Annotated in this window: 8 protein-coding genes; 3 read left to right on the top strand and 5 right to left on the bottom strand. The window is 72.2% G+C overall.

Annotated elements, in window-relative coordinates:
- The first annotated feature begins 14 nt into the window (after positions 1 to 14).
- Positions 15 to 1,790, top strand: coding sequence for a glycoside hydrolase family 27 protein (locus AC3EVP_RS20785; RefSeq protein WP_435131686.1), 1,776 nt, complete (start codon positions 15 to 17; stop codon positions 1,788 to 1,790).
- A gap of 64 nt (positions 1,791 to 1,854) precedes the next feature.
- Here AC3EVP_RS20785 and AC3EVP_RS20780 read toward each other — a convergent pair whose 3' ends face one another.
- The 5 genes from AC3EVP_RS20780 to AC3EVP_RS20760 all read right to left on the bottom strand — a co-directional run bounded on the left by AC3EVP_RS20780 (position 1,855) and on the right by AC3EVP_RS20760 (position 9,450).
- Complete coding sequence (locus AC3EVP_RS20780; protein WP_435131685.1) at positions 1,855 to 4,992, bottom strand: glycoside hydrolase family 38 N-terminal domain-containing protein; 3,138 nt, start codon at positions 4,990 to 4,992, stop codon at positions 1,855 to 1,857.
- A 121-nt stretch (positions 4,993 to 5,113) separates the two neighbouring features.
- Positions 5,114 to 6,337 carry a glycoside hydrolase family 76 protein gene (locus AC3EVP_RS20775; protein WP_435131683.1) on the bottom strand — a complete coding sequence of 408 codons (1,224 nt, stop codon included), beginning with the start codon at positions 6,335 to 6,337 and terminating at the stop codon, positions 5,114 to 5,116.
- Between the two features lie 14 nt (positions 6,338 to 6,351).
- On the bottom strand, positions 6,352 to 7,161 hold the full coding sequence (locus AC3EVP_RS20770) for a carbohydrate ABC transporter permease (protein WP_435131682.1): 810 nt from the start codon (positions 7,159 to 7,161) through the stop codon (positions 6,352 to 6,354).
- A gap of 1 nt (position 7,162) precedes the next feature.
- Positions 7,163 to 8,116, bottom strand: a complete 954-nt coding sequence (locus AC3EVP_RS20765; protein WP_335983731.1) for a carbohydrate ABC transporter permease — start codon at positions 8,114 to 8,116, stop codon at positions 7,163 to 7,165.
- Positions 8,113 to 9,450 carry an ABC transporter substrate-binding protein gene (locus AC3EVP_RS20760; protein ID WP_435131681.1) on the bottom strand — a complete coding sequence of 446 codons (1,338 nt, stop codon included), beginning with the start codon at positions 9,448 to 9,450 and terminating at the stop codon, positions 8,113 to 8,115. Before AC3EVP_RS20760 ends, AC3EVP_RS20765 begins: the two co-directional genes overlap by 4 nt.
- A 248-nt stretch (positions 9,451 to 9,698) precedes the next feature.
- Between AC3EVP_RS20760 and AC3EVP_RS20755 the strand changes: the two genes are divergently transcribed.
- Together AC3EVP_RS20755 and AC3EVP_RS20750 are read left to right on the top strand one after the other, a co-directional pair.
- Positions 9,699 to 11,495, top strand: a complete 1,797-nt coding sequence (locus AC3EVP_RS20755; protein WP_488179814.1) for a class I mannose-6-phosphate isomerase — start codon at positions 9,699 to 9,701, stop codon at positions 11,493 to 11,495.
- The gene (locus AC3EVP_RS20750) at positions 11,492 to 12,574 is read left to right on the top strand and encodes an ROK family protein (protein WP_435131678.1); all 1,083 of its coding nucleotides are present in this window, start codon (positions 11,492 to 11,494) and stop codon (positions 12,572 to 12,574) included. The genes AC3EVP_RS20755 and AC3EVP_RS20750 overlap by 4 nt, the downstream gene beginning before the upstream one ends.
- Positions 12,575 to 12,616 lie beyond the last annotated feature (42 nt).

The following is a 12,616-nucleotide window of genomic DNA, read 5'->3' as shown; positions in this document are numbered from 1 at the left end:
GGAGCCGCATCACCATGACCTCCCCCACGCGACAACAGCCCCGCCGGCCGAGAGCTTTCACGCGTCGCCGCGGCTGGGCCGGCCTGCTCGGCGCGGCCGCCCTGCTGGGCTCGTTCCTCTACGGTACGGACGCGGCCACCACCGCACCCGCCGCGCACGCCGAAGGCAACGGGGCCGCGCTGGCCCCGCAGTCCGGCTGGAGCAGCTGGAGCTTCATCCGCAAGAACCCCACCGAGGCGAACATCGAGGCCCAGGCAGCCGCGATGGCCTCCACCGGCCTGGTAGGCCATGGTTTCGACTACATCAACATCGACGACTTCTACTACCTCAACCCGAGCCAGACCGTCGACAGTTACGGCCGCTGGGTGGTCGACACCGGCAAGTTCCCCGACGGCATGGCGTCGGTGGCGAACTACGTGCACGGCAAGGGCGAGAAGTTCGGCATGTACCTCACACCGGGCATACCCGTCGCCGCGTACAACCAGAACACCCCGATCCAGGGCACCTCGTACCACGCCCGGGACATCGTCTCGAACACCTCCAGCTACGAGAAGAACTACAACTTCGGCGACGGCTCGATGTACTTCATCGACTACGACAAGAACCCCGCCGCCGCCCAGGCGTACCTCAACTCGTGGGCCGACCTGCTGGCCTCCTACGGCGTGGACTACCTGAAGATGGACGGGGTCGGCCCGGACGACACCGCCGACGTCCAGCACTGGTCCACCGCCCTGAACCAGTCCGGCCGCACCATCCACTTCCAGCTGTCCAACTCCCTGGACGTCAAGAACGCGGCCGTGTGGAAGAACAACTCCAACGGCTGGCGCATCGACGGCGACGTCGAGTGCTACTGCAGCACCCTGACCAACTGGAACAACGTCTCCCAGCGCTTCAACGACCTGCCCGCCTGGGTCGCCTACGACAGCCCCGGCGGTTGGGGCGACCCGGACTCCGTGGACATCGGCAACGGCTCCAGCGACGGCCTGACCGTGGACGAACGCCGCACCGAGATGACCTTGTGGTCCATCTCCGCGGCCCCCCTGGTCCTGGGCACCGACCTGACCCACATGGACTCCACCGACCTGTCCCTGCTCACCAACGACGAGGTCCTCGCCGTCGACCGCGCCGGCCGCCCCGCCCACCCCGTCGTCCAAGGCGCGCAGCAGCAGACCTGGTGGGCCTACAACGGCGACGGCACCTACACCGTCGGCCTGTTCAACCTGTCCGGCGCCACCGCCGACGTCACGGCCAACTGGTCCGACCTCGGCTTCACCGGCAGCGCCACCGTCCACGACGACTGGAGCCACACCGACCTCGGCTCCTCCACCAACTCCTTCACCGCCTCCCTGCCCAGCCACGGCTCCCGCCTGCTGAAGGTCACCCCGGCCGCCGGCCACGGCACCATCGGCGCGAAGATGGTCAGCAAGCTCTCCGGCCGCTGCGTCGACACCCCCCAGGGCACCACCTACAACACCACCCAGCTCGCGGTCTGGGACTGCAACGGCGCCCCCAACCAGAACGTCGTCTACACCACGTCGTCCAGGACGCTGGTCCTGGAAGGCAAGTGCTTCGACGCCTACGACAACCAGACCGCCGCCGGCACCCCGGTGGAGTTGTACGACTGCAACGGGCAGACCAACCAGCAGTGGAACAAGAACAGCGACGGCACCTTCACCGGCGTCCAGTCCGGCCTGTGCCTCGACGTCACCGGCGCCAGCAACCCCAACGGCTCCGGCCTCGAACTGTGGACCTGCAACGGCGGCGACAACCAGCAGTGGACCCTCGGCTGACCTGGGCGCCGCACGGAACCCCGCGGCGCCGGGCCGCAGTGCCCGGCGCCTGCGGAGGGCGGGGTCAGCGGGCGGTACGGATCAGCAGGGCCGCCGTTCCGCGGGCCGGGATCGTGACGCGCAGGCTTCCGGCCGGCCCGGAGGACAGCGGAGTCGGGTCCGCCCCGAGGTAGGAGCAGGCGAACGCCTCGGTGAACGGCACATGGAGACGGATCTCCGCCGCGACCTCCTCGTCGGCGAACGACTGCAAGCGGACCGTGAAGGCCCCCTCCTCCTGGGGCAGCAGGCCGACGACACGCACCTCGGGCTGCTCCACCGTGAGGACGGAGCTTCGCGGTCCGCCGCCGGACCCGGCGCCCTGCGCCCTGATCGCGTGCAGGGGGTGGCCGGGGTCGGCGGCGCGCGTGCCGAGCGCCGCCGGCGGTTCCTCAGGAGCACCGCCGCGTACGGAGACGCTGTAGCGGAAGGTCTGCTCGAACGCCTGGCTGCTGGGGAAGTTGGTGTCCCAGATGTTGTTGTGCACCCAGGAGTACAGGGTGCCGGGCTCCTGGCCGGGCACCGACGGCGGGTAGGGCACGTAGGGGATGGCGATGTTGCCGTGCTGCACCAGGGGCGCGTCGTGGGTGGCCCAGCCGACGGCGGTCCCGCCCTGGGCCAGGGACACCCAGCGGCGGATCGCCCGCATGTGCCGCGCCGACCCGGGGACCAGCGGCAGGTCCGTTCCCACGGTGCCGCCGCTGCTCTCCATCCGGACCACCGGGTCGGTCAGGGCGAAGGGGAACGCGAAGAAGGCGCTCTCCTTGGTCATGGTGGCCGGCTTGGCCAGGTGGTTGGCGATGTCGAGCCGGGGCACGCCGTGGGCCAGGGTCAGCGTCGTGCGGAGTTTCGCCCCGCCCGGCGGGACGCACTCGTAGACCAGGGTCTCGGCCACCGCTGAGGAAGTCCGTTCCACCAGCACCGCGGGCGGGGCTACGTCGCGTCCGGCCAGGAGGTGCATGGAGTCGTCGGCGACCGTCTTGCTCGACTGGTGGTTGAAGCCCCCGGCCGTCGCGTACCGGTCGTAGACGTACCCGTTGAAGCCGAAGGCCGCGTCGGGGTCGACGAGTTCGGCGCCCGTGGACTTGTCCGTGATCGACGCGATGCGGTTGCCGCGCAGGTCGACGCGGACGGTCAGGAACTCGTTCTCGAGCACGGTGTCCGGCTCCGGCACAGCGGCCCGCGCCCCGTCCGCCGACTCCGCCGGTTCCCCTACGGCGCCCGCGGCGTGGACGTCGAGCCGCACCGTCCCCAGCGACGGGACGTCCGTGACGGTCACATGGAGGAAGCGGCCGGCCGACCGGTGCAGCGGGTTGGTCTGCGCCTCCTCGGCGACCGGCAGCGCCGATCCGGTCCGGCCGTCGGTCACTTCGGCGGGCACGTCCAGCGGCAGCACGCTCTCGGGGAGGAAGAAGCGCACGACGTCGGTACGTATCCGGCTGCGGGTGTTGACGACATGGAAGCTCGCCCGCGCGCCCGGCTGCTGGGGCAGCGTGTCCGCCAGCCGGTGCGCGGCCCGCTCCAGCAGCGCCAGCGCGCCGTCGTGAGCCCGTACCGCCTGGCCGTACTTCCAGTGCCACTGCTGCTCACCGGAGCCGTGGCCCTGACAGCCGTACGTCCACGGGTCGCCGGCTCCCCAGGTGTGCTCGTTGAAGAGGGACACGGCGCGGTAGACCGTGCCGGTGTCCCGGGTCCCGGCCGCGGTGCCCGCCGCCCCGCGCAGGTCGGCGAGGGCGTCCAGGGTCCGGGCGTCGGCGAGCGCGGACTGGGCGGCGCGGTTCATCGCCAGCGGTGCGGCGCCCGCGCCGACTCCGTCCACCCACCAGTCCGACCAGTCGCCCTCGAAGGTCTCCAGCCGGTCGCCGAGGCGCTGTTCGGCGTCGTCGAAGAAGTCCTCGTGCCGGGAGATCCGCAAGATCGGGTAGGCCCAGTCCTCGTTCCAGCGGCGCACGGTCTCGGCGGCCACCAGGCGCGGCGGGCCGTTGTCGGCGAAGGTGCCCAGCACCCGCAGGTGCAGGATGTCCCACGGGTAGGGGTCGGCCTCGTAGGCGGCGTCGAGGATCGGGTAGCCGGGGACGCCCTTGCCCTGGTGCGGCACCGCGTGGCCGGCCAGCGCGGTCAGATAGGCCGGGAGCAGGTCGTCGACGGCGGCGTGCGACTCGTCGAAGCCGATGATCGACCCCTCCATGTACGCCAGGCCGTGCGGGGTGTCGGTCCGCCACACCAGGACCGATTCCCCGTCCGCGGTGCGCCAGCGGAACAGCCGCGGCAGCCGGGCCCCGCCCACCAGGTGCGGCGCGGCCCGGCCCGCCCAGTTGTGCGCGACGGACAGCCGCCGCACGCCGTGCGCGGCCAGCGCGTCCTGGAGCCCGACCACCTGGCCGGGCACATCGGTCTGCATGGCGGTGGTCAGCGGCACGCCGTAGGTGTCGCGGACCTCGACGGCGTCGCGGAGGAGCTCGTGCAGTTCGTCCACCGAGCAGGTCTCGCTGTGCAGGTTGAACGGCAGGGCGGTCAGCTCGATCCGGCCCTCGCGGACCCGGCGGACGAACTCCTCGACGCGCGCGGCCGGCCGGTGCGCCACCCAGTCGGTGAAGGTGCTGAGCCCCTCCACCGACCAGCGGTAGCGCGCCTCCGGCGGCCAGTCGTCGGTGGCCCGGATCAGCTCCAGGCAGGTGTCCAGGGCCGCGCGGCCCTCCGCCAGCACTGTGCCCTGCGGATCGGTGTAGCCGATGTCCAGGTGGGCGTGCTGCACCAGGTGGACGGTCCAGTGCCGCTGCGGTTCCAGCCGGAGGGCGAGCGGGCCGGGCAGGCCGAGTTCCGGCAGGTCGAGTGCGACGTCGGTTTCCTGTGCGACCTCGGGCACGAGCACCCGCACCGAGCCGGCCGGACCCGCGATCACCTCGCAGTCGGTCGCGGCGCCCCCGGCGGTCCGGACGGACGCGGAGCTGATCGGCCGCGGCAGGGCCGGCTCGACGTCGACACGCACCGACTGCCTCAGCCCCTCCCCGGGGCCGCGGCGCAGCAGGGGCTCCGGGGAGAGCCGGACGGTCATGGCGCCGTGCTGGTGCTCCTGCCGGTGTTCGTGGGCGACGGCACGCTCCCGCAGCAGGTCGCGGGCGATCGTGGAGTCCCACCAGGAGGGGCGGGTGTGGCGGTCGGTCATCGGTGAGTGCTTTCTGCGGCGGCGGGGCGTGATCGGGGGGCGGGGCGGTGGAGCGGTGCGGCGGGTCCGACGGGGGCCCGGCCGGCAACGGGTCAGCGACGGGCCGGCCGGGCGCGGTCGTTCAGCTGGTGCGGTCGTAGTCCTTCGGGCTCCACGCCAGCAGGGAGAAGAGCTGCACCGCCGCGGCCTGGTTGAGCGTGCCGACCGGCTGGGCCGGGTCGGGTGCGCCGCCGTTGCCGGCCTGGAAGCGGAACAGGCCGGTGGCCGGGTCGCGGTTGTCGGCCCACAGCCGGTCGGCGTACGCGCTCAGGACCGCCCGGTAGCGCGGGTCGTGGTGCTGGGAGTCCAGCAGCAGCAGGTCCTGGAAGAGGAAGGAGTTGAAGACGGCCGGCTGCTGGTAGAGGCGGTCGTCCGCGGTCCAGTAGGCCAGCGCGCCGTCGGCGTCCTGGACCGCCTGGTCGAGGTAGGCGCGCTCGCCGGTGGCCCGGTACAGCTCGGTGGCGGTGCCGATCATCGCGCCGGAGTTGTAGCTCCACAGCGTGGTGTCGACGCTGCCGTCGTCGGCCCGGTCGTTCTGGTAGAGGCCGGCGGACTGCCGCAGGCACTCGCGGTTCCAGTCGTACGCGCGCCGCGCCCAGTCGAGATAGGCCGGCTGGTGGGTGATCTGGTAGAGCCCGGCGGCGAGTTGGGCGGCCAGGCCCGTGACGTTGGCGGCGCGGATGGTGTTGGCGTCGGTCTCCACCCAGTGCATGCCGCCGGGGCACGCCTTGGTGGTGTCCTCGTCCCAGGCCCGGGTGTCGGTGGCGAAGGCGGCGCGGGCCCCGGCCAGCATGGCGGGGTCGCCCTTCGCGCGGTACTGCGTGAGGAACGACAGGGCGACGACAGCGTTGTCGTCGAAGAAGAGGTCGCCGCCGGTGCCGAGGGGGGCGGGCAGGTAGGAGTCGTAGCCGGGGTGGGCGGGGTCGGTGGAGGCGTACTGGGCGAGCGCGGCGAACCGGTCGGCCACGTCGGCTTCGGAGGCGCCGGACGGGTGCGGGATGTTCGCCACGTAGAGGGTCGCCTGCGTGGCCTCGCGGAACTCCCAGAGGTAGGAGTACGGGTTGGCGCCCGCCGCCGCGGGGGTGGACTCGCGGTAGAGGCCGTGGCCCGCGGGGCCGAGGTAAAGGTCGCGTTGGAGGGCGGTGTAGCTCGCCTGCGCGCGGGCGGCCCAGTCGGTCTGCGGCCGGCCGGTGCCGTGGTCGGCGGCGGTGGCTGCGGTGGCGGGGGCGGCGAGGAACCCGGTCGCCGTGGTGGCCAGCACCGTCAGCAGCAGGCCGGTACGACGGATGGCACGTGGACTTCCCATGGGAGTACCCCTTGTCAGACGTTCAGCTTGAGGCTGGAGACGAAGAACCGCTGGGAGGCGAAGAAGAGGACCACCGTCGGCAGCGACACCACCAGGGCGCCGGCCAGTACCACCGGCGGGCCCACGTTGGAGTAGTTGCCCTGGAGGTCGGCGAGAGCGGCCATCACCGGCCGGATGTTGCGGCTGGTGGCCAGGGTGATGCCGAAGAGCAGGTCGTTCCAGACCGCGACGAACTGGAAGACGAACGCGGCGACCATCGCGGACCTCGACAGCGGCAGGTAGATGCTCCGGAACAGCCGCCACCACGAGGCGCCGTCCAGGCGGGCCGCCTCGATCACCTCGGGCGGCAGGCCGGCGGCGAAGTTGCGCAGCACGAAGAAGGCGAACGGGATCGCGATGGCGACGTAGATGACGACCATGCCGATCTGGGTGTCGTACAGGCCGGTGTTCGCGTAGGCGAGGAACAGGGGCCGCAGGAAGACCTGGAGGGGCAGCAGGGTGCCGGTGTAGATGAGCCAGAACCACAGCGTGCGCCGCCGTACCGGCATGACCGCCGCGGCGAACGCGGCGAGTGAGGCCAGCAGGACCGCGGCGGCCGAGCTGACCGCCGCGTAGTACAGGCTGTTGGCCATCGCGGGGCCGAGGCCGGCGAGTTTCCAGGCGGAGCGGACGTTGGCGAACAGGCCGAAGCTGTTGGGGAACCAGCGCGGGCTGCCGGTGTAGTGCGACACGGACGTCAGGCCGTTGACCAGGAGCAGGTAGGTGGGCACGAACCACAACAGGGCCACCAGCACGACGACACAGTTACGGACGATTCTGCTCATGTCACACCTTGCTCGAAGAGGGCAACTGGCGACGCAGGTAGGTCCACGACGCGATCAGCACGACGACGGTCAGCAGCACCGCGATGGCCGCACCGGCGCCGGGCCGCAGGAACAGGAAGGTCTCCTGGTACATGGACACCGCGAGCGTCTCGGTGGCCCGGCCGGGGCCGCCCTGGGTGAGGACGAAGATCAGGTCGAACGCCTTCAGACCGTTGACCAGGCTCATGCCGATCACGATGATCGTGACCGGCCGCAGCTGCGGCAGGACGACATGGCGGAACCGCGCCCAGGGACCCGCGCCGTCCAGTGCCGCGGCCTCCACCGTCTCCGGCGGGATGCCCTGGAGGCCGACCATGAAGAGGATCACCGCGACCCCGGTGGCCTGCCAGGAACTGGCGATGATCATCACCACGGTGTTGCCGGGCCATTCCAGCAGCCAGTTGCCCGCGAGACCGCCGAGGTGCAGCCCGCGCAGCGCGCTGTTCACCGCTCCGTCGCTGGTGAGCATGAAGTTCCACACCACGGCCACGGCCGAGCCGGAGATCGCGTACGGGATGGTCACGGCCAGCCGCGCGGCGCGGCTCCACCGGGTGGCGTCGGTGAGCAGCGCGATCACCAGGCCCATGCCGGTGGGCAGCACGATCGCGCCGCCCACCCACATCAGCGTGTTCTCCAGCGACCGCAGCAGGTTGGGGTCGGAGAGGAAGTCGCCGTAGTTGGCGAACCCGATGAAGGTGGAGTGGGTGTAGTCGCTGAAGAAGCTCCGGTAGAGCGTGTAGCAGAAGGGCGCCAGCAGCACCACCACGACCAGCAGGGCGGCCGGCAGCAGGAACGCTCCTGCTGTGAGCCGCTCGCCCCATGGCGCGCCGGCCCGCTTCCCGCGGCCGGGCGGCGCGTCCGGGGCGCCGGACCGCGGGCCGGGCCCGGTCCGGATCGAATCGGTCGTCACACTCATGAGCCGCCCTTCCGCCAGATGTCCCACTCGGAGTCCGCGCGCTTGCGCATCGAGGCGAGCGTGGAGCGGACCGCTGTGGGATGGATCATGAAATTGCCCAGGTCGAGGATGTTCCCCTGGATGAGGTTGGGCGGGCTGGCCTCGTTGTAACGGGTCAGCAGCGTCCGCCGGTTGCGCGCGATGTCCTGCTGCACCTTCTCGATCACGGGGTTGGCCGCGCGCACCGTCGGGTTCGCCGAACTGTCCTGGAGGAAGTCCGACCACACCCGCTGCACCCGCGGATCGAGCCAGTGGGAGACAGCGGCGACGGCGCCCGCGTGGTCCGCGGCCCGCTTGGGCACCGCGAACACACCCGACTCGGCGATGACCGACGGCCGGGTGCCCGCGTGCACCGTGGGCATGATGAAGGCGCCGTAGTCGACGCCCGGTTTCAGGCCGGCCGCCGCGATCGCGGCCGACTCCCAGCTGCCGTGCAGGAACATCCCCAGCTTGCCGGCCTTCATCTGCGCGGGGCCGTTGGCGCCGTCGAAGTCCGGGGCGGTCATCCACCCCTTCGCGTAGAAGTCCCGCCAGATCGTCATCGCCTCCACGGCGACGTCGTCGGTGTACGCGGCCCGGCCGTTGATCAGCCGGGTGTAGAAGTCCGGGTCCAGCTTGCTGACGAGTTCCTCGAACCACTCGAAGGCCGGCCAGACCCCGTTCTGCGTGGCGAGGAAGGGCGTCACACCGTTCTTCTTCAGCACCTCGGCGTTGTGCGTGAACTCCGCCCAGGTGGACGGCTCGTTCAGGCCGTACCGGGTGAACACCTTCTTGGCGTAGAAGAAGACGTAGGAGGACTGGTACAGCGGGATGCCGTACACCTTGCCCTCGTAGCTGACCGCCTGCTCCAGCTCGGACGAGACCCAGCCGCGGCGCACGGTGTCCCGCCACAGACCGCTGAGATCGCTGAGGCCGCCGGAGCGGGCCAGGGAGTACAGCGGGTAGCCGGAGGCCCACTTGACCACGTCCGCGGCCCGGTTGGTCTGCACCGAGGTCTGGACCACCTCCTGGTAGGAGGTGGTGGAGGCGTTCGAGAGCGGACGCAGGTCGAAGCCGCACAGCCGCTTGAGCACCGCCCCGGCCTTCTCGTACCCGCCGGACCAGGTGGCGTTGTCGTTGTAGAGGTTCACCGCCCCGGGCACGCTCGTGGTGGAGCTCCCCCGGGCGCACGCGGTGAGCGTCGCGGCGAGGGTGAGTCCGCCGAGCCCGGCGAGCAGCCGGCGGCGCGTAGGACCGTCTGAGGGGTGCGGCGAGCCGACGGGCGGCGTCCGGTGATCAGCGCGGCCAGGTTGCATCGACCTGTCCTTCCGTCGTGTGCGCCCTGGCCGGAGGCCGGCTGCCGGGTGCACGGTCGCTCCGAAGGTAACGGTAACAAAATGGTGAGGCAAGGGTTCATCGGCGAGAAATCAAACTGTGCCTGATGAGAGGCGGTTCACCTTGCGCCCCCTGTCGGGGCATCATGGGGAAGCGCTATGGTACCGATACCGAAGCGGTGGCCCGCGGCGGCGAGCCGCCGCCGAACAGCCACCCGTCATGAGGAAAGGTGTCCTTCGTGCATCAGGACGGCAGTGCTCTGCCCTACCAGCCGAACCCCCGCTATGGCGCCGTGGGCGCGCCGGTCCGGCGCGGCTGGGCGGCGGCCCTGGCCGCGGTGCCGGCGGCGGCCGGAGTGCTCGCCGTGGACGGACCCTGGGCCGTGGACTGGGACGCGGTGCGCCGCGCGCTCGCGGCAGCCCGCCCCGGCCTGGCCTTCGTGGACATCCGCGACCACCTGGCCCCCTGGGAGGAGATCCGGGCGGACACGGAGGCCGGTGTCCTCGCGGACGACCCGCACTTCGCCGCCCTGTCGCAGGCGTCGCTCGCCGACTTCTTCGCCGAACTGCCCACCGTCGGCGGCGGCTCGGGCCTCACGGTCGTCTACGGCACGGGCGCCGCGCTGGTCGCGCACGACGCCCTCTGGTACGCGGATCTGCCCAAGCGCTACACCGAGGCGGCCGTCGCGGCCGGTACCGTTACCAACCTCGGGCAGCGGTCGGCCGGCAGCCCGGCGGAAACCCGCCGCCTGTTCTACGTCGACTGGCCGGTCCTGGACCGGCACCGCGACGGGCTGGCCGACCGGATCGACCGCTGGCTCGACCTCCAGGACCTGGACGCGCCCGCCTCCCTCGACGGCGAGACGCTGCGGGCGACGGCCGCGCACCTGGTCCGCCGCCCGTTCCGGACCCGGCCGACCTTCAACACCACGCCGTGGGGCGGCCAGTGGGCCCGCCGCGGACTCGGGTTCAACCCCGAGGGGCCGAACACCGCGCTGGGCTACGAGCTGATCGCGCCCGAGTCCGGCATCCTCATCGGTGACGCGGACGGTGCGGGGGCGGACGGTGCGGGGGGCGGCGCGGACGCCGGCACGGAGCTCGGCACGGATGCCGGCACAGCAGCGGGCACCCCCGCCGCCGAAGTCGAGCTGCCCTTCCAGCTCCTGGTGGCACTCCACCCCGAACTCCTCCTGGGGCAGCGGGTGCACGACATGTTCGGCACGTCCTTCCCGATCCGCTTCGACTACCTCGACACGGTCGACGGCGGGAACCTCTCGGTCCACTGTCACCCGCAACCGCAGTACATGAAGGACGTGTTCGGCTGGCCCTACACCCAGCACGAGACGTACTACCTCATGGTGGGCAGCGAGCAGAACACCGTCTTCCTCGGCCTGCGCGGCGACGCGGACGTGGCCGAGTTCCACCGCCGGGCGCACGACGCCGACGCCCACGGCACCGCGTTCCCGATCGAGCAGTTCGTCCAGACCTTCCCGGCCACCCCGCACCAGCTCTTCCTCATCCCGGGCGGCACCCCGCACGGCAGCGGCGCGGGCAACGTCGTCCTGGAGGTCAGCGCCACGCCCTACCTGTACTCCCTGCGGTTCTACGACTGGCTGCGCCGGGACGCACGGGACCGGCAGCGGGCCGTGCACGTGGAACACGCCTTCCGCAACCTCGACACCGACCGCACCGGCGAGGCCGTCGCCCGCGACCTCGTCCAGTCGCCGCGGGCGCTGCGCAAGGGCGAAGGCTGGACCGAGGAGGTCCTGGGGGAGCTTCCGGAGATGTTCTTCGTGGTGCACCGCCTCGCCGTGCGGGCCGGAGCCACCGCCCCCGACACCACCGACGGGCGCTTCCACGTGGTCAACGTGGTCGAGGGGGACGGCGTGCTGGTGCGGACCGGGACAGGCGACGAGCACCGCGTCGGCTACGCCGAGACGCTGGTCATACCGGCAGCGGTCGGGGACTACACCGTGACCGGTCTCGGGTCGGCGGACAGCCGCGTCGTGAAGGCGTTCGTCAAGTGAGCGCGGAGCCGGGGGCAGCCTGCGGCGGGCCGCCGAGCGGGCAGGCGCAGCCGGGGGCGTGCCTGACCGTACCGCTGCTGGAGATCGGCGGCACCCATGTGACGGCGGCGCTGGTGCGCGTGGGCGGCGCCGGTCCCGCGCAGGTGGTCGCGACCCGGCGGGCGCCGCTGGACGCGCACGGCACCGCCGAGGCCGTCGTCGCGGCCCTGCTGCGGGCCGGTCGCGAGCTGGGGCCGGTGGACCCAGCGCGCTGGGCGGTCGCGCTCCCGGGGCCCTTCGACTACGCCCGGGGGATCGCCCGCTACCACGGCGTCGGAAAGTTCGAAGCGCTCGACGGGCTGGACCTCGGCGCCGCGCTGCGGGCGGGCCTGCCGTCCTGCACGGACGTGGCCTTCCTCAACGACGCCTGGGCCTTCGCCTACGGGGAGCGGGCCGAGGGCGCCGCGCGCGGCCATGACCGGGTCGTCGGCATCACCCTCGGCACCGGGGTCGGCTCCGCCTTCCTCGCGGACGGCGCCGCCGTCACCGAAGGGCCCGGGGTGCCGCCGCAGGGGCGGGTCGACCTGCTGGTGCACGACGGCCGCCCGCTGGAGGACACCGTCTCCCGCCGTGCTCTGACCGCCGCCTACGCCGGCGCGACGGGGCGCCGGTCGGACGTCCGGGAGATCGCCGCGGCGGCGAGGGGCGGCGAGGTCGCCGCCCTGCGGGTGCTCACGGACGCCTTCGGCGCGCTCGGGCGGGTGCTGGCGGTCTGGGTGCGCCGCTTCGAGGCGGGCGCGCTCGTCGTCGGCGGTTCGATGACCGGTTCGTGGGACCTGATCGGACCGGCGCTGACGGCGGGCCTGCTCGCCGGGGGCGCGGAATCGCCGCGGCCGGTGCGGGCGGAGCACGTGCAGGAGGCGGCTTTGGTGGGTGCGGCCTGGTACGTCGCCGGGCCGCGCGCGGACGCCGACCGCGGTGCCGGGCCGCGCGCGGACGCCGACCGCGGTGCCGGGCCGCGCGCGGACGCCGACCGCGGTGCCGGGCCGCGCGCGGACACATGCAGGTCCGTGCGCGGATCGGAAGACCACGAGCGTTGACACTATTCTCAGTTGAACGATCAGGGAGGGAGACAGACGTGC

Source organism: Actinacidiphila sp. bgisy144 (genome assembly GCF_057708105.1).
The sequence above is the reverse complement of the archived record's forward strand: the minus strand, read 5'-3'. Positions and strand labels throughout refer to the sequence as shown.

Coding starts and splice junctions, on each gene's coding strand:
- AC3EVP_RS20785 (WP_435131686.1), top strand. CDS start 15: ATGACCTCCCCCACGCGACAACAGCCCCGCCGGCCGAGAGCTTTCACG.
- AC3EVP_RS20780 (WP_435131685.1), bottom strand. CDS start 4,992: ATGACCGACCGCCACACCCGCCCCTCCTGGTGGGACTCCACGATCGCC.
- AC3EVP_RS20775 (WP_435131683.1), bottom strand. CDS start 6,337: ATGGGAAGTCCACGTGCCATCCGTCGTACCGGCCTGCTGCTGACGGTG.
- AC3EVP_RS20770 (WP_435131682.1), bottom strand. CDS start 7,161: ATGAGCAGAATCGTCCGTAACTGTGTCGTCGTGCTGGTGGCCCTGTTG.
- AC3EVP_RS20765 (WP_335983731.1), bottom strand. CDS start 8,116: ATGAGTGTGACGACCGATTCGATCCGGACCGGGCCCGGCCCGCGGTCC.
- AC3EVP_RS20760 (WP_435131681.1), bottom strand. CDS start 9,450: ATGCAACCTGGCCGCGCTGATCACCGGACGCCGCCCGTCGGCTCGCCG.